This window comes from Burkholderia aenigmatica (assembly GCF_048627025.1).
Lineage (GTDB): Bacteria > Pseudomonadota > Gammaproteobacteria > Burkholderiales > Burkholderiaceae > Burkholderia > Burkholderia aenigmatica.
On the sequence record NZ_CP184468.1, the window covers coordinates 1,623,265 to 1,649,358 of the forward strand.

Annotated in this window: 24 protein-coding genes and 1 tRNA gene; 16 read left to right on the forward strand and 9 right to left on the reverse strand. The window is 66.4% G+C overall.

From position 1 onward, the window contains the following. Positions 1 to 1,578, reverse strand: a complete 1,578-nt coding sequence (locus tag ACN8ZM_RS07615; RefSeq protein ID WP_080741556.1) for an efflux transporter outer membrane subunit — start codon at positions 1,576 to 1,578, stop codon at positions 1 to 3. Positions 1,579 to 1,735: 157 nt separating this feature from the next. Here ACN8ZM_RS07615 and ACN8ZM_RS07620 point away from each other — a divergent pair, with 157 nt between their 5' ends. Both ACN8ZM_RS07620 and ACN8ZM_RS07625 read left to right on the forward strand, forming a co-directional pair. Continuing rightward, positions 1,736 to 2,677, forward strand: a complete 942-nt coding sequence (locus ACN8ZM_RS07620; protein WP_089450345.1) for a LysR family transcriptional regulator — start codon at positions 1,736 to 1,738, stop codon at positions 2,675 to 2,677. Between the two features lie 117 nt (positions 2,678 to 2,794). Then, positions 2,795 to 2,947, forward strand: coding sequence for a hypothetical protein (locus ACN8ZM_RS07625; RefSeq protein WP_006476208.1), 153 nt, complete (start codon positions 2,795 to 2,797; stop codon positions 2,945 to 2,947). A gap of 60 nt (positions 2,948 to 3,007) precedes the next feature. On the opposite strand, the gene ACN8ZM_RS07630 is transcribed toward ACN8ZM_RS07625, so the two are convergent. From ACN8ZM_RS07630 to wrbA, 4 genes are read right to left on the reverse strand one after another with little or no spacing between them, the layout of a single operon-like run. Then, entirely contained in the window at positions 3,008 to 3,838 is an 831-nt protein-coding gene (locus ACN8ZM_RS07630) for a metallophosphoesterase (protein ID WP_175021922.1), read from the reverse strand. A gap of 25 nt (positions 3,839 to 3,863) precedes the next feature. After that, positions 3,864 to 5,285: an FAD-binding oxidoreductase gene (locus ACN8ZM_RS07635; protein ID WP_420210904.1), complete on the reverse strand. Its 1,422-nt coding sequence runs from the start codon at positions 5,283 to 5,285 to the stop codon at positions 3,864 to 3,866. Between the two features lie 18 nt (positions 5,286 to 5,303). Next, positions 5,304 to 5,696 carry a DUF2069 domain-containing protein gene (locus ACN8ZM_RS07640; protein WP_043182531.1) on the reverse strand — a complete coding sequence of 131 codons (393 nt, stop codon included), beginning with the start codon at positions 5,694 to 5,696 and terminating at the stop codon, positions 5,304 to 5,306. Then, positions 5,693 to 6,313: an NAD(P)H:quinone oxidoreductase gene (gene wrbA, locus ACN8ZM_RS07645; RefSeq protein ID WP_011351764.1), complete on the reverse strand. Its 621-nt coding sequence runs from the start codon at positions 6,311 to 6,313 to the stop codon at positions 5,693 to 5,695. The genes ACN8ZM_RS07640 and wrbA overlap by 4 nt, the downstream gene beginning before the upstream one ends. Before the next feature lie 145 nt (positions 6,314 to 6,458). On the opposite strand from wrbA, the gene ACN8ZM_RS07650 reads away from it, so the two are divergent. Continuing rightward, positions 6,459 to 7,790, forward strand: a complete 1,332-nt coding sequence (locus ACN8ZM_RS07650) for a YihY family inner membrane protein (protein ID WP_043182532.1) — start codon at positions 6,459 to 6,461, stop codon at positions 7,788 to 7,790. Between the two features lie 16 nt (positions 7,791 to 7,806). On the opposite strand, the gene ACN8ZM_RS07655 is transcribed toward ACN8ZM_RS07650, so the two are convergent. Then, positions 7,807 to 8,124 carry an Mpo1-like protein gene (locus tag ACN8ZM_RS07655; protein ID WP_043182533.1) on the reverse strand — a complete coding sequence of 106 codons (318 nt, stop codon included), beginning with the start codon at positions 8,122 to 8,124 and terminating at the stop codon, positions 7,807 to 7,809. 158 nt (positions 8,125 to 8,282) lie between these two features. Between ACN8ZM_RS07655 and ACN8ZM_RS07660 the strand changes: the two genes are divergently transcribed. The 3 genes from ACN8ZM_RS07660 (at position 8,283) to aroC (ending at position 12,179) form a co-directional block, all read left to right on the forward strand. Further along, positions 8,283 to 8,738 (forward strand): CBS domain-containing protein, encoded by a 456-nt coding sequence (locus ACN8ZM_RS07660; protein ID WP_043182535.1) that lies wholly within the window; start codon positions 8,283 to 8,285, stop codon positions 8,736 to 8,738. 139 nt (positions 8,739 to 8,877) lie between these two features. Beyond that, positions 8,878 to 10,812 (forward strand): MFS transporter, encoded by a 1,935-nt coding sequence (locus ACN8ZM_RS07665; protein WP_420210905.1) that lies wholly within the window; start codon positions 8,878 to 8,880, stop codon positions 10,810 to 10,812. A gap of 266 nt (positions 10,813 to 11,078) precedes the next feature. Then, the gene (gene aroC / locus ACN8ZM_RS07670) at positions 11,079 to 12,179 is read left to right on the forward strand and encodes a chorismate synthase (RefSeq protein WP_043183141.1); all 1,101 of its coding nucleotides are present in this window, start codon (positions 11,079 to 11,081) and stop codon (positions 12,177 to 12,179) included. 137 nt (positions 12,180 to 12,316) lie between these two features. Here the strand turns inward: aroC and ACN8ZM_RS07675 are convergent, their stop codons facing one another. Further along, positions 12,317 to 13,990 carry an electron transfer flavoprotein-ubiquinone oxidoreductase gene (locus ACN8ZM_RS07675; protein ID WP_043182540.1) on the reverse strand — a complete coding sequence of 558 codons (1,674 nt, stop codon included), beginning with the start codon at positions 13,988 to 13,990 and terminating at the stop codon, positions 12,317 to 12,319. A 178-nt stretch (positions 13,991 to 14,168) separates the two neighbouring features. Between ACN8ZM_RS07675 and ACN8ZM_RS07680 the strand changes: the two genes are divergently transcribed. Then, positions 14,169 to 14,951, forward strand: coding sequence for an SDR family oxidoreductase (locus ACN8ZM_RS07680; protein ID WP_011351770.1), 783 nt, complete (start codon positions 14,169 to 14,171; stop codon positions 14,949 to 14,951). A gap of 32 nt (positions 14,952 to 14,983) precedes the next feature. After that, on the forward strand, positions 14,984 to 15,415 hold the full coding sequence (locus ACN8ZM_RS07685; protein WP_043182542.1) for an acyl-CoA thioesterase: 432 nt from the start codon (positions 14,984 to 14,986) through the stop codon (positions 15,413 to 15,415). Positions 15,416 to 15,520: 105 nt separating this feature from the next. On the opposite strand, the gene ACN8ZM_RS07690 is transcribed toward ACN8ZM_RS07685, so the two are convergent. Further along, a complete protein-coding gene (locus ACN8ZM_RS07690) occupies positions 15,521 to 16,066 on the reverse strand; it encodes a LuxR C-terminal-related transcriptional regulator (RefSeq protein WP_043182545.1) in 546 nt (181 codons plus the stop codon). Between the two features lie 224 nt (positions 16,067 to 16,290). Between ACN8ZM_RS07690 and ACN8ZM_RS07695 the strand changes: the two genes are divergently transcribed. After that, the gene (locus ACN8ZM_RS07695) at positions 16,291 to 16,995 is read left to right on the forward strand and encodes a CoA transferase subunit A (protein ID WP_043182547.1); all 705 of its coding nucleotides are present in this window, start codon (positions 16,291 to 16,293) and stop codon (positions 16,993 to 16,995) included. Position 16,996: 1 nt separating this feature from the next. After that, positions 16,997 to 17,638, forward strand: a complete 642-nt coding sequence (locus ACN8ZM_RS07700; RefSeq protein ID WP_043182550.1) for a CoA transferase subunit B — start codon at positions 16,997 to 16,999, stop codon at positions 17,636 to 17,638. A 101-nt stretch (positions 17,639 to 17,739) separates the two neighbouring features. On the opposite strand, the gene ACN8ZM_RS07705 is transcribed toward ACN8ZM_RS07700, so the two are convergent. Next, positions 17,740 to 18,678 (reverse strand): LysR family transcriptional regulator, encoded by a 939-nt coding sequence (locus ACN8ZM_RS07705; protein ID WP_301769453.1) that lies wholly within the window; start codon positions 18,676 to 18,678, stop codon positions 17,740 to 17,742. Between the two features lie 92 nt (positions 18,679 to 18,770). Here ACN8ZM_RS07705 and ACN8ZM_RS07710 point away from each other — a divergent pair, with 92 nt between their 5' ends. The 6 genes from ACN8ZM_RS07710 (at position 18,771) to thrS (ending at position 26,052) form a co-directional block, all read left to right on the forward strand. Then, entirely contained in the window at positions 18,771 to 19,655 is an 885-nt protein-coding gene (locus ACN8ZM_RS07710) for an EamA family transporter (RefSeq protein WP_420210906.1), read from the forward strand. Positions 19,656 to 20,094: 439 nt separating this feature from the next. Continuing rightward, positions 20,095 to 20,991, forward strand: a complete 897-nt coding sequence (locus tag ACN8ZM_RS07715) for an alpha/beta fold hydrolase (protein WP_420210907.1) — start codon at positions 20,095 to 20,097, stop codon at positions 20,989 to 20,991. 85 nt (positions 20,992 to 21,076) lie between these two features. Next, positions 21,077 to 21,430 carry a RidA family protein gene (locus tag ACN8ZM_RS07720; RefSeq protein ID WP_021162422.1) on the forward strand — a complete coding sequence of 118 codons (354 nt, stop codon included), beginning with the start codon at positions 21,077 to 21,079 and terminating at the stop codon, positions 21,428 to 21,430. 44 nt (positions 21,431 to 21,474) lie between these two features. Further along, positions 21,475 to 23,709 carry a RelA/SpoT family protein gene (locus ACN8ZM_RS07725; RefSeq protein ID WP_420210908.1) on the forward strand — a complete coding sequence of 745 codons (2,235 nt, stop codon included), beginning with the start codon at positions 21,475 to 21,477 and terminating at the stop codon, positions 23,707 to 23,709. 87 nt (positions 23,710 to 23,796) lie between these two features. Further along, a tRNA-Val gene (locus ACN8ZM_RS07730) sits at positions 23,797 to 23,873 on the forward strand. Positions 23,874 to 24,144: 271 nt separating this feature from the next. Next, positions 24,145 to 26,052 (forward strand): threonine--tRNA ligase, encoded by a 1,908-nt coding sequence (gene thrS, locus ACN8ZM_RS07735; protein ID WP_420210909.1) that lies wholly within the window; start codon positions 24,145 to 24,147, stop codon positions 26,050 to 26,052. The last annotated feature ends 42 nt before the right edge of the window (positions 26,053 to 26,094 follow it).

The following is a 26,094-nucleotide window of genomic DNA, read 5'->3' on the forward strand; positions in this document are numbered from 1 at the left end:
TTATCGTGCGGCCGGCACGCCGGACGCACCGGCGGCCGCGACCTGCGCGGGCCGGGCGGCGGCTGCCACCGGCTTCGCATTCGACGCGGCGGCAGGCGCGGCTGCGCCCACGGCGGATTCGTCGTGTGGCACGTCGGTACCCGTCTCGACGCCGCCGCCGAGCGCGGCCATCAGCTGGGCGTGCGCGGCGAGGCGTTCCGCGTCGATGCGGGCGGCCGTCTCCTGCGCGCGCAGCAACTGCTGCTGCGCGACCAGCACGTTCACGTAGTCGGTCAGCCCGCGACGGAAGCCTTCGCGCGACAGCTGGTAGCTGCGGTCGTTGGCGGCCACCGAGCGTGCGGCGTCCTTCTTCTGCGTATCGAGCGAACGGATCCGCACGACCTGGTCGGCGATGTCCTTGAGCGCGCCGACGATCGTCTGGTTGTAGCGCTCGACCGCCTGGTCGTAGCCGGCATTGGCCGCGCCGAGCTGCGCGCGCAGCCGGCCGCCTTCGAAGATCGGCAGCGACAGCGCGGGGCCGGCCGTCCAGCCGCCGTTCATCGCGCGCAGGAAGTCGGTGAACGGCGCGGTCACGCCGAAGCCGCCGACCGTCGCGAGCAGGTCGATGTTCGGGTAGAACGACGCCTTCGCGACGTCGATGCCGCGCGCCTGCGCGTCGACCGTCCAGCGCGCCGCGACGACGTCGGGGCGGCGGCCGAGCAGGTCGGCCGGCATCGCCGACGGCAGGCCGGCCGGTGCGTCGAGCGCCAGCTGCGGCCGCTTGATCGTGTCACCGGCGCCCGGGCCCTTGCCGGCCAGCGCGGCGAGCTGGTGCCGCGCGAGCTGGATCGCTTCCTCGTAGCTGTCGATCTGGCGCTCATAGTCGGGCAGCGTCGATTCCGCCTGGCTCACTTCGAGCTGCGTGCCGAGGCCGGCCTGCAGCCGCTTGCGTGCGAGATCGGCGAGCGAGCGCTGGCGCTCGAACGTTTCGTGCGCGAGGTCGAGCAGTGCGTAGTTCATCGACATCTGCACGTATGCACGCACGACGTTGACTTCGAGCTCGAGCTTTGCCGCACGGGCGTCGGCGGCGGTCGCGTGCGCGGTGTCGAGCGCGCGCTCAGTCGCGTTCTTGTCCTTGCCCCACAGGTCGAGGTGGTACGACAGGCCGAGCGTGCCGGTGTTGTTCCAGGTATCCGCGTTCGCGAGCGGGCCGGGGCCGTAGTACACGTTGTCCGGCCAGTGCTCGCGCATCAGCGACAGGTTGCCGTTGATTTGCGGCAATTCGGCCGAGCGGGCCACGCGTGCCATTGCCTGCGCTTCGCGCACCCGGGCCTCGGCGGCCGCGAGCGTCGGGTTGCCGGCCTGGGCATTGGCGATCCAGGCGTCGAGTTGCGGATCGCGGTAGGCGCGCCACCAGTCGGCCGCGGGCCAGCCCGCGTCACGGTCGGCCGCGCGGATCGCGGCGCCCGCATCGAGCGCGTTCGCCTCGATGCGGGCCGACTGCGGCTTGTTGTCGCCCATGCTCGCGCATCCGGCCATTATTAATGAGACTGCAAGAACCGCCAGTGCGAGCGTCCCTTTTTTTGCCGGAGACTGCACGATTTTCTCCCTTTCGGATATAGATGAGTCGGATGCGATTATATTTTTCAGCGATTCCTGAATAAATGGACAAGGGTGCAAGTCATTTTTACGAATCCTGAGACAATACTTGTTCGCCTCTGTGCAACAATCCGTCCGGATTCAAACGGGTAATGGGATGGATACGTTACAAAACATGCGGGTCTTCGTCCGCGTGGTCGATGCGGGAAGCTTTACCGCAGCGGCCCAGCAGATGAATTCGACCACTGCCTACGCGTCGCGCGCGGTCTCGGATCTCGAGGCGCACCTGCGCACGCGCCTCCTGAACCGCACGACGCGCCGGATCGCGCTGACCGAAGCCGGCGAGCGCTATCTGCAGCGCTGCGAGCAGATCCTCGCGTACGTCGACCAGGCCGAAGCCGAGGCGGGGGACGCGCATGCGCGCCCGTCCGGCAAGCTGAAGGTTCATTGCTTCACGAGCCTCGGCCAGCACTACCTGGTGCCGGCCATCGCGCGCTATCGCGAGCGCTACCCGGACGTGCACGTCGAGCTGACACTCGCGCAGCGGATGCCCGACCTGCTCGACGAGGGGTATGACGTCGCGATCGTCGTCGGCCGCGACCTGCCGGATTCGGGGCTCGTGTCGCAGCGGCTCGGCGAGAGCCACAGCGTGGTGTGCGCGTCGCGCAGCTATGTCGAGGCGCATGGCGTGCCGCAGCGGCCCGCGGATCTCGCCCAGCACATCTGCCTCGGGATGGCCGCGCCGGGCTTTCAGTTCGACGAATGGGCGCTGGCGGGCCCGAACGGCGACGAGGTCGTCCCGATCGCGGCGCCGCCGTTTCGCGTGAACGTCGCCGAGGCGCTCGCGGTGGCCGTGCGGGAAGGGATGGGGATCGGCGGCCTGCCGCTCTATTCGGCGATTGGCTGGTTGCGCAGCGGGCACATCGTGCGCGTGATGCCCGAATACCGGTCGCACGTGATGAACATCTACGCGCTGTATCCGTCGCGCCAGTACCTCGACGCGAAAATTCGCACCTGGGTCGATTTCCTGCGCGACGAACTGCCGGCCACGCTCGCAGCCGACGAAGCCGCGCTCGAGCAGTACACGCGTGCGACATGACGGCGCGGTTGACCGCAATCTGACGAGATTTGTCCTTCACGCAACATTTTTTTACGAACGCGTGTCAGACAGTTTGATACTGTGGGAATTAACGAGATACGCAACCCCGGAGCAGCAATGGATACGCACCTGATGATCGGCCTTGGAGTCTTGCTGGGCGCGGCCGCGGCCGCCGCGGCGACCCGCGACCTGCTGCGCGCGATGAAGGCGAAGGCGCAGATGAAGCCGGTGCCGGTGCGAGTGCGCGAGCCGCGTCGCCCGGGCCGCTGATCCCGCGGTCACGCTCCGGGTCGAAACAAGGCCGCGCAACGCGGCCGGGCGGGCCGGCGTTCAGCCGAGCTCGACGACCTTGTCCCACGCGAACGCGGTATTTTCCAGTTCGCCGGTGCGCCGGTGGATGTAGCCGCGCGGATTGCACACCACGCGTGTGCCGCCGTCCGCCACATAATCGAATGATGTATGCGTGTGGCCGTGGAGCCACAGATCCACCGGCGGCCGCACGAGTTCCGCCATATCCGTGACGAATCCCGCCGACGCCAGATCTTCCGCATAACGCTCCGCCAGTGAGCGCCGGTGCGGCGCATGGTGGGTGACGACGATCGTTTGGCCCGCGAACGGCGTCGCGAGCTGCGCTTCCAGCCATGCACGGCTGCGCCGATGCAGCGCGATCGCGTCGGCCGGCGAGAAATCCCGTTCCGGCGTGCCCGGCGCCGCATGCAGCGCCGCGTCATGCGGCCAGGTCACCTGGATCAAGCCCTTGAAATCGAGCATCACGCGCAGCCCGGCCTCGATCGAGCCGGCAAGGCTGGCTTCGTCGGCGCCGAACAGCGAAAAATCGGCCCAGAGCGTCGTGCCTAGCACGCGGAAACGCTGCCCGGGATCGACGTAGACGTCGTTGTTCAGGTAATGCACGTTGTCGAGCGCCTGCGCCGCGTCGCGCATCGCCGTCTCCAGCGCGCCGAATTCCCCGTCGTAGTACTCGTGGTTGCCCGGCACGTATACCACTGGTACGGCCGGGTCGAACGTTTCGGCGGCCCAGCGCAGGCCTTCCGCGTGATTGTGGATGTCGCCGGCCAGCACGACGAGATCCGCATCGGCATGCGGGATCGCGTCGGGCAGGTTGCTTTCGAGATGCAGGTCGGACAGGACGCGGATTTTCACGGGCTTGGCTCCGGGGTGGGCGGCTTCAGCGCAGGACCTTGCCGGGATTCATCAGGCCGCGCGGGTCGAGCGCGGTCTTCAGCGTACGCATCAGCGTCGTTTCGACCGGCGACTTGTAACGCTGCGCGTCGTCGATCTTCAACTGGCCGATGCCGTGCTCCGCGCTGATCGTGCCGTGGTGGCGGTGCACGTTGTCGTAGACGATCCGGTTGATCGGCGCCTGGAACGCGGCCAGGAACGCTTTCGGATCGCCGCCTTCGGGCATCTGCACGTTGTAGTGGAGGTTGCCGTCGCCGAGGTGGCCGAACGTCACCATCCGCGCGCCCGGCGCGGCCTGCTGGATCGCCGCGTCGGTCTCGTCGATGAAGCGTGCGATCGACGAAATCGGCACCGCGATGTCGTGCTTGATGTTGAGCCCCTCGTCGGCCTGCGCGAGCGGGATGTGCTCGCGCAAGTCCCAGAACGCGCGCGACTGCGCAAGATTTTCCGCGACCACCGCGTCGACCACGAGCCCGGCCTCGAACGCTTCTTCCATCAGCTTCTCGAACAGCGCGCGCGCATGCGCTTCGCTTTCGTTGTCGGACAGTTCCAGCAGCACCGTCTGCGCATGCGTCTGCGCGAACGGGTAGCGCAGTTGCGGGTAGTGCTTGCCGACGAGCTGCATGCAGAAGTCCGACATCAGCTCGAAGCCGGTCAGCAGCGGCCCGGCGGCGCGCTGCGCGAGCGCGAGGAAGTCGAGCGCCGCGTGCGGCGATTCGAGCGCGGCGAGGGCCGTGACCTGCGCGGCTGGCAGCGGGTGCAGCTTCATCACGGCTGCCGTGATGATGCCGAGCGTGCCTTCCGCGCCGATGAACAGGTCGCGCAGGTCGTAGCCGGTGTTGTCCTTGCGCAGTCCGCGCAGTCCATCCCAGATCTCGCCCTGCGGCGTCACGACCTCGAGCCCGAGACACAGCTCGCGCGCGTTGCCGTAGCGCAGCACCGCGGTGCCGCCCGCATTGGTCGACAGGTTGCCGCCGATCGTGCAACTGCCTTCCGCCGCGAGGCTCAGTGCGAACAGTCGGCCGCCTTCGCGGGCGCGCGTCTGCACGTCGGCGAGGATCACGCCGGCTTCGACGGTGATCGTGTTGTTGTGCGGATCGAGTTCGCGCACGCGGTTCAGCCGCGCGACGCTCAGGACGGCCTGGCTGCCGCTCGCGTCGGGTGTGGCGCCGCCGGCGAGGCCGGTGTTGCCGCCTTGCGGCACGAGCGCGATGCCGTGTGCGTTGGCCAGCTTGACGAGCGCAGCGACTTCGGCCGTGTTCGCGGGCTTCAGCACTGCGCACGCGGCCCCCTTGTAACGGCGGCGCCAGTCGGTCAGGAACGGTTCGGTATCGTGCGGGTCGGTCAGCACATGATCGGCGCCGAGCGCATCACGGCACGCGGAAACGAAAGCTTCGGAGGACATCATCACCTTGTCGCGTAAGGGTCAGGACGCGGCGCGCGACTTTTTCGCCGCGCGCTTGAACGGCGCGACGTACGCCAGCGCCGCCACGAAGAAGCCGACGGCGAGCGCGGTCTCGCACCAGCCGAGCGTCGCGGACAGCCCGCGATCGGACATGCCGCGCACGACGCCTTCGGCGAAATAGACGAGTATCAGCATGCTCGCCCACTGCATCGTATAGATGTTACGCCGCCAGACGCCGGGCAGCGCGAGCGCGAGCGGGATCGCCTTGAGCATCAGCGCGGAGCCGCCCGGGCGCAGCGGCGCAAGCCACAGCTCCCACGCGAGCGACAGCGCGATCAGCGCGACGAGGCACGCGGTGGCGATCAGCGCGTAGCGCGGCCGGGCCGCGACGGCGGGGCGGGCGGGGGCGTTCATGCGGCCTCGGCGGCCTGGGCGCTGGAGAGGGCGGCCGCCGCGCGCGCGAGCCGCACGCCGAGCGCGGCTGCGAGCGCCTTTTCGTCCGCCGACAGCCCGGCGGCTGCCGAGCGGTCGTGCTGCGCGACGTGCGACGCGCCGTACGGCGTGCCGCCGGTGCGCGTCGTGGTAAGCGCGGATTCCGTGTACGGGATCCCGACGATCATCATCCCGTGATGGAGCAGCGGCAGCATCATCGACAGCAACGTCGATTCCTGGCCGCCGTGCAGGCTGCCCGTCGACGTGAACACGCTGGCCGGCTTGCCGGTCAGCGCGCCCGACAGCCATTGCGGTGTGGTGCCGTCGAGGAAATACTTGAGCGAGGCGGCCATGTTGCCGAAGCGGGTCGGCGAGCCGAGCGCGAGGCCCGCGCATTCCTCGAGATCCCGCAGTTCCGCGTACGGCGGGCCATCGGCGGGGATGTCGGGAGCGGTGGCTTCGCAAACGGCCGACACGGGCGGCACGGTGCGGATGCGGGCCTGCATGCCCGGTACGCTGTCGATGCCGTTCGCGATCGCGAGCGCGAGATCGCGCGTGGCGCCGTGACGGCTGTAATAGAGGACGAGGATGTCTTTCATGGGCGACGGAGCCGCGTGCGGCCGCGCGCGTGCCCGGTGCAGTCGGCCCCTGCTGGAATCGAGCGGCTATTATAGGGGCTGAAGCCGTCGCGCAGCGCGGCGGCGGCGCGCCGTCGGGCGCGCGGCATCAAGAAGGAGAAGTCGTTTGCCGAAGTTGAGCGTCGATCTCGACACCATCAAGCGCCTCGCGCAGTTCGCGGCCCGGCGCAGCGCCGAGGATCGCATCCCGCAAGTGGCGGGCAGCCTGACGTTCACGACGATGCTGGCACTCGTGCCGCTCGTGACGGTCGCGTTCGCGTTGTTCACCGCGTTCCCGATGTTCGCGTCGTTCCAGATCTCGCTGCAGGGGTTCCTCGCGGATCACCTGATGCCCGCGCAGTTCAACATCCAGATCTTCAAGTACCTGAACCAGTTCGCATCGAAGGCGAAGGGGCTGACGACGGCCGGCCTGATCGTGCTCGTCGTCACGTCGGTGATGACGATGATGACGATCGAGTCGGCTTTCAACCTGATCTGGCGGGTGCGCAAGCCGCGACCGTTCGCGCAGCGCGTGCTCGCATACTGGGCGCTGATTACGCTCGGCCCGCTGCTGTTCGGCGTGAGCCTGTCGATCTCGTCGTACCTGTTCACGCAGTCGCTGGCATTTACCGGTGCCGCACCGTCGACGTCGATCGTCGAGTGGTTGCTCGCGCTCGTGTCGCTGCCGCTGACGGTGCTCGCGTTCACGCTGCTGTACGTGTACCTGCCGAACTGCACGGTCGCATGGCGCGACGCGGTGATCGGCGGGCTGTTCGCGGCCGTCGCGTTCGAACTCGCGAAGCGCGGCTTCGGCTACTACGTGCGGCGCATTCCGACCTATACGGCGGTCTACGGCGCGTTCGCCGCGTTGCCCGTCTTCCTGCTGTGGGTGTACCTGAGCTGGTTCATCGCGCTGCTCGGCGCGATGGTGGCCTCCGCACTGCCGGCGATCCGCGTCGGCCAGTTTCACCGCATCCACTATCCGGGCAGCGACCTGCTCGACGCGCTGGAAATGCTCGCGCGGCTGGCCGAAGCGCGTGCGGCCGGCAAGCGCGGCTACACGGCGATGCGGATCGCGGCCATGCTGCGCTGCGACATGGAAACCGCGCAGCGCTTGCTGACGACGATGGAGGAGCGGGAATGGATCGCGCGGCTCGACGGCGGTGGTGAGACGACGCTGCGCTACATCCTGCTCGCGAATCCGGAGCAGTTGACGCTCGCGCAACTGTTCGACGTGCTGGTGATCGACCGCACGGAACTCACTTACCAGCTGCAGCGGCGCCGCAGCCATGTCGATGGCGCGGCGCTGCTCGCGGTGCTGTCGAGCGACCGGTTCGACGTGTCGCTCGCGTCGCTGATCGCCGCCCACCGGCCCGCTGGCGCACAGCCGACGGGTGTTCCGGGGCAGGCGCCGAGCGGCGTGTCCGACCCGCATGCGCGGCCGCCGCGGCCCGCGTGAGCGGGGCGCCCGGCCATTACAGCGGGATCTTGCCGGTGCAGATGTCCTTGAACATCACCCAGTCGCCCATCAGGCTGTAGATCGGGTGCCGGAACGTGGCCGGTCGGTTCTTCTCGAAGAAGAAGTGTCCGACCCACGCGAACCCGTAGCCGCAGACGACCGCTGCCGGTAGCCACAGCCAGTCGCCGGTCGCGATCGCCATCGCGACGCAGCCGATCACGCCGAGCGAGCCGATGAAGTGCAGCCGCCGCGAAGTCAGGTTCTGGTGTTCATTCAGGTAATACGGGTAGAAATCAGCGAAGCTGGCGAATTGCTCCGAATGCGTATGCGCCATGGCCGTCTCCTCGGGCCGCTGTTCATGGGGCCATTGTGCTGCCGGCGGCCCGCTTCCGCAAGCGGGGGGCGGCCCGCCGCGCGGGCTCGCGCTTTCCTTTTGACAGGCTTTCCGATAGGATCGAAAGAGGTTTTGTATTCAAGCATGAGGGGACTACGATGCGCGTCAGCGATATTCTGAAAGTGAAGGGCAACACGCTGTTTACGGTGACGCCCGATATGCCGCTGCGCGAAGCGGTCGATACGATGGCCGAGCACGACATCGGTTCGCTGGTCGTGATGGAGTACGGCGATCTCGTCGGGATGCTGACGTTCCGCGAGATCATCCTGCGCCTGCATGTGAACGGCGGCGCGATCGGCGACGTGCAGGTGCGCAAGGTGATGGACGAGCCGCTCACGTGTACGCCGGAAACGGACGTCAACGAAGTGCGCCGGATGATGCTCGAGCGCCACGCGCGCTACATGCCGGTGCTCGACAAGAAGGTGCTGATGGGCGTCATTTCGTTCTACGACGTCGCGAAGACGGTCGTCGAGGCGCAGAGCTTCGAGAACCGGATGCTGAAGGCGTACATCCGCGACTGGCCGGAATCGGAAGCCGAAGCGCACAAATCGTGAATCACGCCGCGCCCGTCGCCGTCATGCGCGGGCGCCGCCACCCGGCACGCGGCGGCGCAGGCTTGTCCTGCGCCGCCGTTTTTTCAACGACCACACAAGGCCCGCGCAGCGTCGCCCAGATGGCGCGCGCGTATTCCGCATGAGCGATCAAACGCAAGCCACTTCCCGGCAGCGTGACGACCAGCACGCCCACGCGTCGCAGTTCGACCTGCTGCGCGAGCGCCGTTTCGCGCCGTTCTTCACGACCCAGTTCCTCGGCGCGCTGAACGACAACGTCTTCAAGATCGGCTTCACGTCGCTCGTCACCTATCACACCGCGCGATTCTCCGGCGTCGATGCGAAGACGGCCGCCTTCCTGATTTCCGCGATCTTCATCCTGCCGTTCGTGCTGTTCTCGGCGACGTCCGGCCAGATCGCCGACAAATACGACAAGGCGACCCTCACGCGCTTCGTGAAGACCTTCGAGATCGCGCTGATGCTGGTCGGCGCGGCCGGCTTCGTCACGCACAGCGCGACGCTGCTGTACCTGTGCACGTTCATGATGGGCATGCACTCGACGCTGTTCGGGCCCGTCAAGTATTCGTACCTGCCGCAACATCTCGGCGAACATGAACTGGTCGGCGGCAACGGCCTCGTCGAGATGGGCACGTTCATCGCGATCCTGATCGGCACGATCATCGGTGGCGCGGCGGCGGGCATCGAAGGCAGCGGCGAGCGCGTGCTCGCGGCGAGCGTCGTCGTCATCGCGCTCGCGGGGCGGCTCGTCGCGCAGCGCGTGCCGTCCACGCCGGCGCCGCAGCCCGATCTCGTGATCAACTGGAATCCGGTCAGCGAGACCTGGCGCAACCTCGGGCTCGCACGCCAGAACCGCACCGTATTCCTGAGCCTGCTCGGCATCTCGTGGTTGTGGTTCGTCGGCGCGACGTTCCTCACGTCGTTCTTCAATTTCGCGAAGGACGTGCTGTCCGCGAGCCCCGACGTCGTCACGATCCTGCTCGCGACGTTCTCGGTCGGCATCGGCCTCGGTTCGCTGCTGTGCGAACGGTTGTCGCAGCGGCGCGTCGAGATCGGCCTCGTGCCGCTTGGCTCGATCGGCATCAGCGTGTTCGCGATCGAGCTGTATTTCGCGAGCCACGCGCTGCCGTCGCCCGGCCACCTGCTGTCGGTCGGCGAGTTCCTGGCGGGCGCGCGCCACTGGCGTATCCTCGCCGACCTGTTCCTGCTCGCGATGTTCGGCGGCTTCTACAGCGTGCCGTTGTACGCGCTGATCCAGAGCCGCAGCGCGCCCACGCACCGTGCGCGGATCATCGCCGCAAACAATATCCTGAACGCGCTGTTCATGATCCTGTCGGCCGTGATGGCGATGGGGCTGACCAAGGCTGGGGTCGACATCCCGGGGCTGTTCCTCGTCACGGCGCTGCTGAACGTCATCGTCGCCGCGTATATCTATCTGCTCGTGCCCGAGTTCCTGCTGCGCTTCGTTGCGTGGGTGCTCGTGCACACCTTCTACCGGATTCGCCTCGTGCATGCCGAGCGGATTCCGGCGGAAGGGGCGGCCGTGCTCGTGTGCAACCACGTCAGCTACGTCGATGCGCTCGTGCTGGCCGCCGCGAGTCCGCGCCCGATCCGTTTCGTGATGGATCACCGGATCTTCAAGACGCGCTTCGCGAGCTGGGTGTTCCGGCATGCGAAGGCGATCCCGATCGCGCCGCGTCACGAAGATCCCGCAATGCTCGCGCGCGCGTACGACGCCTGCGAGGCTGCGCTGAAGGAAGGCGAACTCGTGTGCATCTTCCCCGAAGGCAAGCTCACGAAGACGGGCGACATCAACACGTTCCACCACGGCATCACGGAGATCCTGAGCCGCACGCCGGCGCCCGTGATTCCGATGGCGCTGCGCGGGCTGTGGGGCAGCTATTTTTCGCGGCATTCCGATGCGCGGATGCCGCGGCCGATCAAGCGCGGCGTGATGAGCCGGCTGACGCTGGTGGTCGGCGAGCCGATCCCGGCGTCGGTCGCGACGCCCGAGTCGCTGCAGGCCGCGGTCACCGAACTGCGCGGCGCGCGGAAGTAGGCGGGCGGGGCGAGCCCGGCAGGATCGTGCCGGGTCGCGCCGCCGCATGCGAACGGCCCGTTCGAACGGAACGGCGCGGATCGCCGACCGTCGCGCCGGGCCATGTCCGTGGCTGGCCGTGTGGTCTGAACGGTTCACACGACCCGCGGGCCCGGGACGGCTGGCATAATAGCGGTTTACCTCTTTTTCTCGACCGGCGAACGATCGGCCTGCCTGCGGCCCTGGCAGCGCATCGGTTTGCGCATTTCTCATTGGGCGGTTCCATCATGTCCGGCAATACCCTCGGCACGCTTTTCACTGTCACGACCTTCGGCGAATCGCACGGTCCCGCGATCGGCTGCGTGATCGACGGCTGCCCGCCGGGAATGGGGCTGACCGAAGCCGACATCCAGGTCGAGCTCGATCGCCGCAAGCCCGGCACGTCGCGTCACGTGACGCAGCGACAGGAGGCCGACGAGGTCGAGATCCTGTCGGGCGTGTTCGAAGGTGTGACGACCGGTACGCCGATCGCGCTGCTGATCCGCAACACCGACCAGCGCAGCAAGGACTACGGCAACATCGTCGAGACGTTCCGTCCCGGCCACGCCGACTACACCTACTGGCAGAAATACGGCATCCGCGACTACCGCGGCGGCGGCCGCTCGTCCGCACGCCTGACCGCGCCGATCGTCGGTGCGGGCGCGGTCGCGAAGAAGTGGCTGCGCGAGCGCTTCGGTGTCGAGGTGCGCGGCTACATGAGCGGCCTCGGCGAGATCGACGTGCCGTTCGTCGACTGGTCGCACGTGCATGAGAATCCGTTCTTCTCGCCGAATGCGGCAGTCGTGCCGGAGCTCGAGGCGTACATGGATGCGCTGCGCAAGGACGGGGATTCGATCGGCGCGCGCATCGACGTCGTCGCGTCGGGCGTGCCGGTCGGTTGGGGCGAGCCGGTGTTCGACCGTCTCGATGCGGACATCGCCAAGGCGATGATGAGCATCAACGCGGTGAAGGGCGTCGAGATCGGCGCGGGTTTCGACAGCGTCGCGCAGCGCGGCTCGGTGCATGGCGACGAGCTGACGCCGGGCGGTTTCGTCGGCAATCATGCGGGTGGCGTGCTCGGCGGGATTTCGACGGGGCAGGACATCACCGTGTCGATCGCGATCAAGCCGACGTCGAGCATCCGCACGCCGCGCCGTTCGATCACGAAGGCGGGCGACGAGGCGACGGTGGAAACGTTCGGCCGCCACGATCCGTGCGTCGGCATTCGTGCGACGCCGATCGCGGAGTCGATGCTCGCGCTGGTGCTGATCGATCATGCGCTGCGCCATCGTGCGCAGTGCGGAGACGTCGAGACGCCGACGCCGAAGATCGCGGGCAGCGCGACCTGACACAAGCGGGCGCGGCGCAGCGCGTCTCGCCCGGCAGGGGTGCGGAGCATGCAAAACGGGGCGCTGCTTGAAGCAGCGCCCCGTTTCGTTTGCGGCAGCCAAAAAAACGCGCCGCTCGTGGCGGCGCGCTTCGGCAATTACATGTTCGGGTAGTTCGGTCCGCCGCCGCCTTCCGGCGTGACCCACACGATGTTCTGCGTCGGGTCCTTGATGTCGCAGGTCTTGCAGTGCACGCAGTTCTGCGCGTTGATCACCAGGCGATCGCTGCCGTCGTCGTTCTTCACGAATTCGTACACGGCCGCCGGGCAGAAGCGCCCCTCCGGCCCCGCGTACGTGCGCAGGTTCACGTTCACCGGCACGTTCGCATCCTTCAGCGTCAGGTGCGCCGGCTGGTTCTCCTCGTGGTTCGTGTTCGAGATGAACACCGACGACAACCGGTCGAACGTCAGCTTGCCGTCCGGCTTCGGGTACTCGATCGGCTGGCATTGCGATGCCGGCTTCAGCATCTCGTGATCGGCATGCTTGTGGTGCAGCGTCCACGGCACGTTGCCGCCCATCACCTTCTGCTCGAGCCCGACCATCAGCGTACCGAGATACAGCCCCTTCGCCATCCACTGCTTGAAGTTGCGCGCACGGTACAGTTCCGTGTACAGCCACGATTGCTTGAACGCATCCGGGTACGCGTTGAGTTCGTCCGACTGGCGGCCGGCCTGCACCGCGTCGAATGCGGCGTCGGCCGCGAGCATGCCGGTCTTGATCGCCGCGTGGCTGCCCTTGATCCGCGATGCGTTCAGGAAGCCTGCGTCGTCGCCGATCAGCGCGCCGCCCGGGAACACCGTCTTCGGCAGCGACAGCAGCCCGCCCGCGGTAATCGCGCGCGCGCCGTACGACACGCGCTTGCCGCCTTCCAGGAACGCGCGGATCGACGGATGCGTCTTGTAGCGCTGGAACTCCTCGAACGGCGACAGGTACGGGTTCGTGTAACCGAGGCCCACCACGAAGCCGACCACCACCTGGTTGTTGTCCATGTGATACAGGAACGAGCCGCCGTACGTATCGGACTTCAGCGGCCAGCCGGCCGTGTGGATCACGAGGCCCGGCTTGTGCTTCGCCGGGTCGATTTCCCACAGCTCCTTGATGCCGATCCCGTAGGCCTGCGGATCCGCGTTCGCGTCGAGCTTGAACTTCGAGATCAGCTGGCGGCCGAGGTGGCCGCGGCAGCCTTCGGCAAACAGCGTGTACTTCGCGTGCAGTTCCATGCCGAGCTGGAAGTTCTCGGTCGGCTCGCCGTCCTTGCCCACGCCCATGTTGCCGGTCGCAACACCCTTCACGGAGCCGTCGTCGTTGTACAGGATCTCGGCAGCGGGGAAGCCGGGGAAGATCTCGACGCCCAGGGCCTCGGCCTGTGCCCCAAGCCAGCGCGTGACGTTGCCCAGCGAAATCACGTAGTTGCCGTGGTTCTGGAAGTTGGCGGGCAGCGCCCAGTTCGGCGTCTGCACCGCGCTCTTCTCGGACAGGAACAGGAAGCGGTCTTCCGTCACCTCGACGTCGAGCGGTGCACCGCGTTCCTTCCAGTCGGGGAACAGTTCGTTGATCGCGCGCGGATCCATCACCGCGCCCGACAGGATGTGCGCGCCGATCTCGGAACCCTTCTCGAGCACGCACACGCCGATCTCGGTGCCTTTCTCGGCGGCCAGCTGCTTGAGCCGGATCGCTGCCGACAGCCCGGCGGGGCCGCCGCCGACGATCACGACGTCGTATTCCATCGATTCGCGCGGGCCGTATTGCTCGATGAGGCTTGCGGGGGTCATGGGCGTTCCTCTAACCGTTAGAATGCTTTTATTCGGGAGCGTATTGTCTGCGAAACGAAACGCTTGCCGCAACAGCATGCGGCTAGATTAGCACGATCGTTCTATTTTCGTGCTAGGGTAATGCCGTTCGGGCCGTACTGTCCGTGGCGGCGAAACGACATCGAAAGGGGAAGTGCAAATGGGTCGGTCGATCAATCTGGAAGGCAAGGTTGCGCTGGTCACGGGCGCGTCGAGCGGCCTCGGGCAGCGCTTTGCACAGGTGCTGTCGCAGGCCGGCGCGAAGGTCGTGCTCGCAAGCCGTCGTGTCGAGCGCCTGAAGGAACTGCGTGCCGAGATCGAGGCGGCGGGCGGCGCCGCGCACGTCGTGTCGCTCGACGTCACCGACGTCCAGAGCATCAAGGCGGCGGTCGCGCACGCGGAGACCGAGGCCGGCACGATCGACATCCTCGTGAACAACTCGGGCGTGTCGACGATGCAGAAGCTCGTCGACGTGACGCCGGCCGATTTCGAGTTCGTATTCGACACCAACACGCGCGGCGCGTTTTTCGTCGCGCAGGAAGTCGCGAAGCGAATGATCATGCGCGCGAACGGAAGCGGCAACGGCAAGCCGCCGTGCCGGATCATCAACATCGCGTCGGTGGCCGGGCTGCGCGTGTTCCCGCAGATCGGGCTGTACGCGATGAGCAAGGCCGCGGTCGTGCAGATGACGCGTGCGATGGCGCTCGAGTGGGGGCGCCACGGGATCAACGTCAACGCGATCTGTCCGGGCTATATCGATACCGAAATCAATCATTACCTGTGGGAAACCGAGCAGGGCCAGAAGCTGCAGTCGATGCTGCCGCGCCGGCGCGTCGGCAAGCCGCAGGATCTCGACGGGCTGTTGTTGCTGCTCGCGGCCGACGAGTCGCAGTTCATCAATGGCTCGATTATCTCCGCCGACGACGGCTTCGGCCTCGCCTGAGCGGATGACATTCAGCAACAAAGAAGACTGCAATGAGCGATTATTCCCCCGTTTTTGAGATGTCGATGCCGATCCGCTGGGGCGACATGGATGCGTTCGGCCATGTGAACAACACGGTCTATTTCCGCTACATGGAGCAGGCGCGGATCTCGTGGTTCGAGGAGCTCGGCATTGCCGGCGGCAACGGCGAGGGGCAGGGGCCCGTCATCGTCACGGCATCGATGGAGTTTCTGAAGCAGTTGCACTATCCGGGCGACGTGATCGCGAAGATGTCGGCTGCGAAACCCGGTCGTAGCAGCTTCGACACGGGTTTCGAGCTGACGCGCGCCGACGATCCGCAGCATGTCTATGCGCGCGGCAATGCGCGCTGCGTGTGGGTCGACTACGCGCTCGGCAAGTCGGTGCCGCTGCCCCAGTTGCTGCGCGACACGATCGAGCGTGCGCTCGCGACGAAGGTCGGCTGAACGTCGATACGGCGAGGTCGGCGCCAGGGCGCCGGCGGCCCGCCATGCCCGTTGTTTCCCGAATCGGCCGCCATGCGCGGCCGATTGTCATCCGGGAGCCGTCATTCACTGCCCGAGCAGGCGCTGCAGCAGCTCCGGCGTATTGTTGGTCCCGTACTTGCGCATCAGCCGCGCGCGGTAGATGTCGACCGTGCGCGAGCTGATGTCGAGCACGCGCCCGATCTGCTTGCTGGTCTTGCCGGTCGCGAGCTGCGCGGCGATCTCGCGCTCGCGCGGGGTCAGTTCCACGGCGACCCGGCGCGTCGCACTCAAGTCCTCGAAGGTCCAGACGCCCGCCGCGAGCGGCGCGGTGCGGTCGAGTGCGCGGCCCGTCACGTGGCACCAGAACAGCTCGCCATCCGCGCGCTTCATGATTCTGTCATCCGAGTAGATGCCGTTCGCGGCCATCACGCGCGCGATGCGTTCGCCGATTCGCTGGAATTCGTCCGTCGACGGGTAGAGCACCTCGTACGATTTCCCGATCAGGTCGGCCCGCACGCAGCGGAAGATCGACGCGAGCGCGTCGTTGCAGTCCTCGATCACGCGGTCGCGCGACAGGACGAGGCCGAGCGGCGCAAGGTGGAAGGCGGTCTGGTAATCGAGGGCGGTCATGGACGCGGGCAGACGATGGCAAATGCTTATGTATTTTTGCGTATTGTGCCGCATCCGCGCCGCATCGTACCCTTTCAGGCATCTCGCGGCGGTTGGCTGCGACATAAAAACAGCGCGCCTCGACGCAGGCATTGCCGTGCATGCATAGAATGATGCGGCGGGCTTGCGGGCCACGTGGGCGCGTGAACCGGTTTCGCTGGTTTCCATAGAGGAAGGGACAACAGATGAACAAAGTCTATCCAAGCGCGGCTGCCGCGCTGGAAGGGATCGTCCGCGACGGGCAGACCTTCGCGGTGGGCGGCTTCGGCCTGTGCGGGATTCCGGAGGCGCTGATCGCGGCATTGCGCGATTCGGCCGTCAAGGGCATCACCTGCATCAGCAACAACGCGGGCGTCGACGGCTTCGGCCTCGGCCTGTTGCTGGAAACGCGCCAGATCAAGAAGATGATCTCGTCGTACGTCGGCGAGAACAAGGAGTTCGAGCGCCAGTACCTGGCCGGCGAACTCGAGCTCGAATTCACGCCGCAGGGCACGCTGGCCGAAAAGCTGCGCGCGGGCGGTGCAGGCATCCCGGCGTTCTTCACGAACACGGGCTACGGCACCGTGATCGCGGAAGGCAAGGAAACGCGCCAGTTCGGCGATCGCCACTACGTGCTCGAGCCGTCGCTGACGGCCGATGTCGCGCTCGTGAAGGCCTGGAAGGCCGACAAGTCCGGCAACCTGATCTTTCGCCGCACCGCGCGCAACTTCAACCCGATGTGCGCGATGGCCGGCAAGATCACCGTTGCGGAGGTCGAGGAGATCGTCGAGAACGGCGAGCTCGATCCGGACCACATCCACACGCCGGGGATTTTCGTGCAGCGCATCGTGCTGAACGCGACGCCCGAAAAACGCATCGAACAACGCGTCGTACGCGCGAAAGGAGACTGACATGGCCTGGAATCGTGACCAGATGGCCGCGCGCGCGGCGAAGGAACTGCAGGACGGCTTCTACGTGAACCTCGGCATCGGCCTGCCGACGCTCGTTGCCAACCACGTGCCGGAAGGCGTCGAGGTGTGGCTGCAATCGGAGAACGGCCTGCTCGGCATCGGCCCGTCGCCGACCGAAGACGAAGTCGACGCCGATCTCATCAACGCCGGCAAGCAGACCGTCACGACGCTGCCGGGCTCGTCGATCTTCTCGTCGGCCGATTCGTTCGCGATGATCCGCGGCGGCCACATCAACCTCGCGATCCTCGGCGCGATGCAGGTCAGCAAGCAGGGCGACCTCGCGAACTGGATGATCCCGGGCAAGATGATCAAGGGGATGGGCGGCGCGATGGATCTCGTCGCTGGCGTGAAGCGCGTCGTCGTGCTGATGGAGCATGTCGCGAAGGGCGACCAGCACAAGATCCTCGAGGAATGCAACCTGCCGTTGACGGGTGTCGGCGTGGTCGACCTGATCATCACCGATCTCGGCGTGATCGAAGTGACGCCGAACGGCCTGAAGGTCCTCGAACTCGCCGATGGCGTGAGCGCCGACGAGATCAAGGCGAAGACGGGCGCACCGCTCGACGTGAGCGCGGTGGGCTGAGTTTTTCGGCGCGAAGCGATTCGCCCCGCATGCCGGCAGGCATGCGGGGCGTTTTCGTTTCCGGGCCGCCGCAGTGGCGCTCCGGAGTTGCGGCGGACGCGTCAGACGGCGACCCGCAACGAGGCGACGCTGCGCCCGGTTGCCGGCGTGTCGTCGTCGGCGTCAGGCGAGCCGAGCTGCAACGCATGAAACAGGAAGCGCTGCAGCGTGGCGGCCGCCGACGTGCGGTCGCCGGCATCCGCATGGCTGAACAGACCGAAGTCGGCGGCAGGCGGTGTGGGTAGCCCCGCGGCCTGCGGGTCGAGCACGTGCATCGTGTCGGCGCGCACGTTCCGGTCGAGCAGCACTGCGACGCCGAGGCCGGCTTCGACCGCCGACTGGATGGCGGACAGGCTCGTGCTCGTGCAGACGACGCGCCACGCGAGGCCGGCTTCACGCAGCGCCGTGAACAGTTTCTCCTGCCACGGGCACGTGCCGCCGAATGCGACGATCGGCAACGGTTCGTCGCGCGGCAGCGCGTTCTGCGCACGCGCGGCGGCCCAGCGAAGCGGATGCCGCCAGGTGGCGAGCGGTTCGGCCCGGATCAGCGCGGGGTCGCCGATGACGAAGTCGAGCGTATGGGTCGCAAGCCGCTGCGACAGCGAGGGGCTCGAATCGACGACGATCTCGAGCGCGACGCGCGGAAACGCTGCCGCGAACTGCCGCAGCGCATGCGGCAGATGGCCCACGGCGATGTCCTCGAGGATGCCGAGCCGGACGGTGCCCGAGATGTCGCCGGCATTGAGCGCGGCGCGCGCGGCGAGCCCGACGTCGAGCAACCGGTGCGCATAGGGCAGCAGCACGCTGCCGGCCGCCGTCGGCTTCACGCCGCGCGACGAGCGTTCGAGCAGGCGCTGGCCAACTTCGTCCTCGAGTCGGCGCAGCGCCATGCTGACGGCTGCCTGCGTGCGATGCAGCGCCGTCGCCGCATCGCTGACGCTGCCTGTTTCGACCACCGTCACGAACGTGCGTAGCAGCGTGCTGTCGAGATCGCGGATCATCAATTTTCCTGATGCGAGCATAAGAATTATCAGCTTATATCAAGCGTGCGACCGCGGTTAGCATCGTCGTGTCAACGATCTGGAGCGACCGAATGAGCGACGAATTGAGCACCGCACGACCGAATGGCGCCGAGCGCGCGGCCCCGTCATTTGCGCATGCGGTCGCGCCGTTGCTTGCTGTTGCGTCGATGTGCAGCGTGCAACTCGGTGCCGCGCTGTCGCGGCCGGCGACGATCGAGTACGGCACGGTCAGCACGACCTGGTTGCGGCTTTGCTTCGCCGCACTCGCGCTGGCGATCGTCGTGCGGCCGCCGCTCCATACGTATTCCCGGCAGCGCTGGATCGCCGCGATCGCGCTCGGCGGTGCGATGGCCGCGATGACGCTGTGCTTTTTCGCGGCGGTCAGGCGCGTGCCGCTCGGGCTGGCCGTTGCGATCAACTTCCTCGGGCCGTTGGCGGTCGCCACGTTCGGCGTGCGCAAGCCGGCGATGCTGGTGTGGCCGGTGCTTGCGCTGACGGGCGTGCTGCTGCTCGCGCGGCAGGACGGCATGTGGGTGGCGACGCCGGCCGCGCTGATCTTTCCGGTCGGCTCGGCGCTCGGCTGGGCCGCGTACATCCTGCTGATGAAGCGCGTCGGTACGCTGTTCGACGGATTGCAGGGACTCGCCACGTCGCTGATCGTGGCCGCGCTCGTGACGACGCCGTTCGGGCTCGCGCAAAGCGGCGGCCATCTGCCGGCCGGGCAACTGGTCGATGCCGCGTATCTGGCGGTGCTGGTCCCGCTGTTCCCGTATGTGCTGGAACTGATCGCGCTGCGGCGGATGAGTGCGTCGGCATTCGGCATTCTGATGAGCGCCGAGCCCGCGATCGCGGCGGCGATCGGCTTCGTCATACTGGCGCAGCCGATGGGGGCGCTGCAGATTGCCGGGACGCTGTGTGTGGTCGGCGCGAGCATCGGCGCGGTCGTGCAGAAGTGAAGATGAAGTAGCCAGGACGTTCCGGCCATGACAAGCCGGCGCAAGGGCGGTGCGTTCGCGGCGCCGTGCCTGCAGCCGCGCAATCTTGTTCCTGTCGGTTTCGCGATCGGTACGCCGCAGCTCGGCTTCCGTAACACGCCGGCCGGCGCCGCGGTGCCGAGCCGTCGGGGCTGGCCGCGCGACCGCTTGGCGGAAGCGCCGCTCGCGACGGCATGGGCGAGGCACGGCGGGAGGCGAGGGGGGCAGCGTGTCGCCGCCCGCCGGTTTCTTTCTACTCCGCCGAGCATGAAGTACGACGCCCGACTCGAACGCCTGCGGACGCGATGAACCGACTCGTGATCCGGAACGGGTTTACAATCGGTTGCGTCCCCGCCCACCCTTCGGGCCGGGCCGGCGCACGTCATCGCGTCGCACCGCACCGTTCGACAGGATGCCTCCGATGCCCACTTCTCCCGTGAATTCCTCGATCCCCCGCCAGTGGCGCGTGCAGTGCGCGAGCGCGGCCGGCCTTCACCACGTCGCCTATACCGAATGGGGCGACCCCGCCAATCCGCGCGTGCTGGTCTGCGTACACGGGCTGACCCGCTCGGGGCGCGATTTCGACCGGCTCGCCGCGGCGCTGTCCGATACGTATCGCGTCGTGTGCCCCGACGTCGTCGGGCGCGGTCGCTCCGACTGGCTCGCCGATCCGCGGCTCTATGCGATTCCGCAATATGTGGCCGACATGGTGACGCTGATCGCGCGCACCGGCGCCGAATCGGTCGACTGGTTCGGCACGTCGATGGGCGGCCTGATCGGCATGGCGCTCGCGGGGCTGCCCGGTACGCCGGTGCGCCGGATGATCGTCAACGACGTCGGCCCGCGCATCGAACCCGATTCGCTCACGCGCATCGGCGAGTATCTCGGCGTGCAGCCGCGCTTCGCGACCGAGCAGGAAGGCATCGACTACCTGACGTCGCTGTCGCTGCCGTTCGGCGCGCTGACCGGCGACGAGTGGCGCGAGATCAACGCGCCGCTGCTGCGTCAGTTGCCCGAAGGCGACTGGACGATGCGCTACGATCCGCGCATCGCCGAACCGTTCAAGATGACGACGCCCGAACTCGCGGCGCTCGGCGAAGCTGCACTGTGGCGTGCGATCGAGACGACCGAAGCGTCGCTGCTGGTCGTGCGCGGTGCCGAGTCGGATCTGTTGTCGCGCGAGACCGTCGCCGAGATGATGCAGCGCGGCCGCCACGTGACGCAGGCGGAAATTCCCGGCACCGGGCATGCGCCGGCGTTCCTGAATGCCGACCAGATCGCGCTTGCGCGACGGTTTTTCGTCGAAACCGGCGCATAAACGCGTCATAATATGCGGTTCGACGGCGCGCGGGCCGCGTCGTCGCCGAACGCTTCATTCATTCATCAAACGACCGGAACATTCCATGGCAGTCATTCGTCATCACGTCGGGGCCCGTCTCTCCGAAACCGCGATCCACAACGGTACCGTGTATCTGGCCGGCCAGATCGCCGAAGACACCACGCAGGACATCAAGGGCCAGACGCGCGAAGTGCTCGGCCACATCGACCGCCTGCTCGCCGAAGCGAACAGCGACAAGGCGCATCTGCTGTCCGTGCAGATCTACATCTCGGATCTGGCCAACTTCGACGGCATGAATGCTGAGTGGGATGCATGGGTCGCGCAGGGCAACACGCCGCCGCGCGCCACCGTCGAGGCGAAGCTCGCGGATCCCGCATTGCTCGTCGAGATCGTGGTGGTCGCCGCGCAGCGGAGTTGAGCTGAACGTAATCCGACGATGACCGCATTCCGCCAGGCCGAGCAATGACCGAGTCCGTTTCCGCTTCCCCCGTCGCGGCGCCGTCGTTCGACGACGTGCTCGCGTTCGTGCGCGAGCGGGCCGGCGACGTGCGCCTGTCGTCGGGTGAACTGCTCGCCGATCACTCGGCGGGCACGGCGTCGATCATGCGCACGCTGAACGTCGATCCGCCCGCGATGCAGGCGGCCGCGCTGTTCGTGCTGACGCCGCACCTGAGCGACCCCGAGCGCGAGCTCACCGAGCGTTTCGGCGACGAAGTGGCGCGGCTCGTGTCCGACGTGCGCAAGCTGTTGCGGCTCGGCACCGTCAGCCTGCGTGCTGCGCAGAACGCGGTGCCCGACGCGGGGCGCGACACGGCGGAAGAGCGGCGTACGCAGATCGAGGCGCTGCGCAAGATGCTGCTTGCGTTCGCGCAAGACATCCGCGTGGTGCTGATCCGGCTCGCGTCGCGCTTGCAGTCGCTGCGCTACTACGCGGCCGTGAAGATCGACCCGCCGCCCGACGTCGCGCGCGAGACGCTCGAGATCTATGCGCCGCTCGCGAACCGTCTCGGTATCTGGCAACTGAAGTGGGAGCTCGAGGATCTCGCGTTCCGCTTCGAGGATCCCGTCACCTACAAGCGGATCGCGAAGCTGCTCGACGAGAAGCGCATCGAGCGCGAAGCGTACGTCACGCAGGCGATCGACCGGTTGCGGCAAGAGCTGGCAGACGCGCACATCCAGGCCGACGTGAGCGGCCGGCCGAAACATATCTACAGCATCTGGCGCAAGATGCGCGGCAAGGAGCTCGATTTTTCCGAGCTGTACGACGTGCGCGCGTTTCGCGTGATCGTGCCGGACATCAAGGATTGCTACGCGGTGCTCGGCATCGTGCATCACCTGTGGCAGCCGGTGCCGAAGGAATTCGACGACTACATCTCGCGGCCGAAGCCGAACGGCTACAAGTCGCTGCACACGGTCGTGATCGGCGACGACGGCCGTGCGTTCGAAGTACAGATCCGCACGCAGGAGATGCACCGTTTCGCCGAGTACGGCGTCGCTGCGCACTGGCGCTACAAGGAGGCCGGCGCGCGCGGCTACGGCGGCCAGTTCTCGGCGAGCGACAAGTACGACGAGAAGATCGCATGGCTGCGCCAGTTGCTCGCGTGGAAGGATGACGTCGAGGACGGCGCGGAAAAGTCGGGCGACAAGGCGTGGGCGCAATTGCGCGAGACGTCGCTCGACGACGACCACATCTACGTGCTGACGCCGCAGGCGCGCGTGATCGCGTTGCCGCAGGGCGCGACGCCGGTCGATTTCGCGTACCACCTGCACAGCGAACTCGGCCATCGCTGCCGTGGCGCGCGCGTCGACGGCGCGATGGTGCCGCTCAACACGCCGCTTGCCAACGGTCAAACGGTCGAGATCGTCGCGGTGAAGGAGGGCGGGCCGTCGCGCGACTGGCTGAACCTGCAGCTCGGCTATATGAAGAGCCCGCGCGCGCGGCAGAAGGTGCGTGCGTGGTTCAACTCGATCGAGCAGGAAGAAAACGTCTCGCACGGCCGCGCGCTCGTCGAAAAGACGCTGCAACGCGAGGGCAAGACGTCGGTCAATCTGGACAACCTCGCGGCGAAGCTCGGCTTCAAGTCGCCCGAGGAGCTGTTCTCGGTCGTCGGCAAGGAAGAGTTCAGCCTGCGCAATGTCGAGCACGCGCTGTCCGATGCGCCGCCGCCCGAACCGGCGCCCGAAGCGCCTGCCGATTTCGAGAAGCGCAGCAGCGGCGCGAGCGTCGCGCACGGCGCGTCGACCGGTGTGCTGGTCGTGGGCGTCGATGCACTGCTGACCCAGCTCGCGCGCTGCTGCCGTCCGGCGCCGCCCGATCCGATCAGTGGTTTCGTCACGCGCGGCAAGGGCATGTCGATCCATCGCACCGATTGCCCGACGTTCCGCCGGATGGTCGAGCGTGCGCCGGAGCGCGTGCTGCAGACGACCTGGTCGGCCGACGTGCTCGGCGGGCGCGGTGCGTCCGTCTATCCGGTCGACCTGATGATCGAGGCGAGCGACCGGCAAGGGTTGCTGCGCGATATCTCCGAAGTGTTCGCGCGCGAGAAGATGAACGTGGTGGGCGTGAAGACGCAGAGTCGCCGCAATGCGGCATTCATGCAGTTCACGGTCGAGGTGTCGAATTCGGCGCAGGTGCAGCGCGCGTGCACGCTGCTCGGTGAGATACAGGGTGTCGTGCGGGCCGGGCGGAAGGCGTGATGTGGGGTTCGAGCACCGTTATTTTGCTGCGACCGCATAAAAATACTTGCCAAGCGGGTAACGGCTCCATATAATCTTAGCTTCACTAGGCTCGTAGCTCAGCTGGTTAGAGCACCACCTTGACATGGTGGGGGTCGTTGGTTCGAGTCCAATCGAGCCTACCAACGAATTGAGAATGCCCGGTCTCCGGGTGTTCGATGCAGCAAATAACTCAACGCGAACAAGGCGAATACGGTTATGACACCGCGAACGTTGACCGAAACCTTTTCGGAGCGACGCTAGTCGAGGAACCCTTTCGCCCTTTCAGTTTGAGTGAAGTATCGAATGCGGCCCCTCGAAAGCGGGGCCGCATTTTTTTTGTCGCGAAATTTTCCCGCGTGATTTTTGAGTCGCGTACCTGGTCTGCCGCCCACTGTCGGCATCACGGAGATTGCTATGGTTTCGATACGCTTGCCTGACGGCTCAGTTCGACAATACGAGCATCCGGTGACAGTTGCCGAGGTTGCAGCCTCGATCGGTCCCGGCCTTGCGAAGGCTGCGCTTGGTGGCAAGCTCGATGGCGAGCTCGTCGATACGTCGGCCGTGATCGACCGTGACGCATCGCTTGCGATCGTGACGGACAAGGATGCCGATGGCCTCGACATCATCCGCCACTCGACGGCGCACTTGCTCGCGTATGCGGTGAAGGAACTGTATCCGGACGCGCAGGTGACGATCGGTCCGGTGATCGACAACGGCTTCTATTACGACTTCTCGTACAACCGTCCGTTTACGCCTGAAGATCTGGAGAAGATCGAAAAGCGCATGCAGGAGCTTGTGAAGAAGGATGAGCCCGTGACGCGCCGTGTCGTGTCGCGCGACGAAGCGGCCGGCTACTTCCGCAGCATCGGCGAGAAGTACAAGGCCGAGATCATCGAATCGATTCCGCAAAGCGACGAAATCAAGCTGTATTCGCATGGCGGCTTTACCGATCTGTGCCGCGGCCCGCACGTGCCGTCCACCGGCAAGCTGAAGGTCTTCAAGCTGATGAAGGTCGCGGGTGCGTACTGGCGCGGCGACTCGAAGAACGAGCAGCTGCAGCGCATCTACGGCACGGCCTGGACGAAGAAGGAAGACCAGGATCAGTACCTGCACATGCTCGAGGAAGCGGAAAAGCGCGACCACCGCAAGCTGGGCAAGCAGCTCGACCTGTTCCACATGCAGGAAGAGTCACCGGGCATGGTGTTCTGGCATCCGAAGGGCTGGGCGCTGTGGCAGCAGGTCGAGCAGTACATGCGCCGCCGCGTGAACGAAGCCGGCTACCTCGAGATCAAGACGCCGATGATCATGGACCGCTCGCTGTGGGAAGCGTCGGGCCACTGGCAGAACTACCGCGAAAACATGTTCACGACGGAGTCGGAGAAGCGCGACTACGCGATCAAGCCGATGAACTGTCCGGGGCACGTGCAGGTGTTCAAGCACGGCCTGCGCTCGTACCGCGACCTGCCGCTGCGTTATGCGGAATTCGGCTCGTGCCACCGCAACGAAGCGTCGGGCGCGCTGCACGGCCTGATGCGCGTGCGCGGCTTCGTGCAGGACGATGCGCACATCTTCTGTACGGAAGAGCAGTTCATCTCCGAGTCGATCGCGTTCAACACGCTCGCGATGAGCGTGTACAAGGATTTCGGCTTCGAGCATATCGACATCAAGCTGTCGCTGCGTCCCGACCAGCGCGCGGGTACGGACGAAACCTGGGATCGTGCCGAGCAGGGTCTGCGCGATGCGCTGACGGCCTGCGGTCTCGCGTGGGAAGAGCTGCCGGGCGAAGGCGCGTTCTACGGCCCGAAGATCGAGTACCACATCAAGGATGCGCTCGGCCGTTCGTGGCAGTGCGGCACGCTGCAGCTCGACATGGTGCTGCCGGAGCGCCTCGGCGCCGAGTATGTCGCGGATGACAGCAGCCGTCGCCGTCCGGTGATGCTGCACCGTGCGATCGTCGGTTCGATGGAGCGTTTCCTTGGTATTTTGATCGAGCACCACGCTGGTGCGATGCCGGCCTGGCTCGCGCCGTTCCAGGCAGTTGTGCTCAATATCGCCGAAAGTCAGGCCGAATATGCACAATCTCTGGCCCAATCGTTGCAAAAACAAGGGGTTAGAGTGGCGGCCGATTTGCGTAACGAGAAGATTAGCTATAAAATACGCGAGCACACGCTGGAAAAGGTGCCTTATCTCCTCGTCGTGGGCGATAAGGAGCGTGATGCGCAAACGGTAGCCGTGCGTGCCCGTGGCGGCGTCGATCTTGGCGTGATGCCGGTCGAAGCCTTCGTTGAGCGTCTGCAGGAAGACCTGCGCTCGTTCAAGTAACCGCCCTGGCAGCGCGGCTCGTTTTTTTAATTTTTAGAGGAA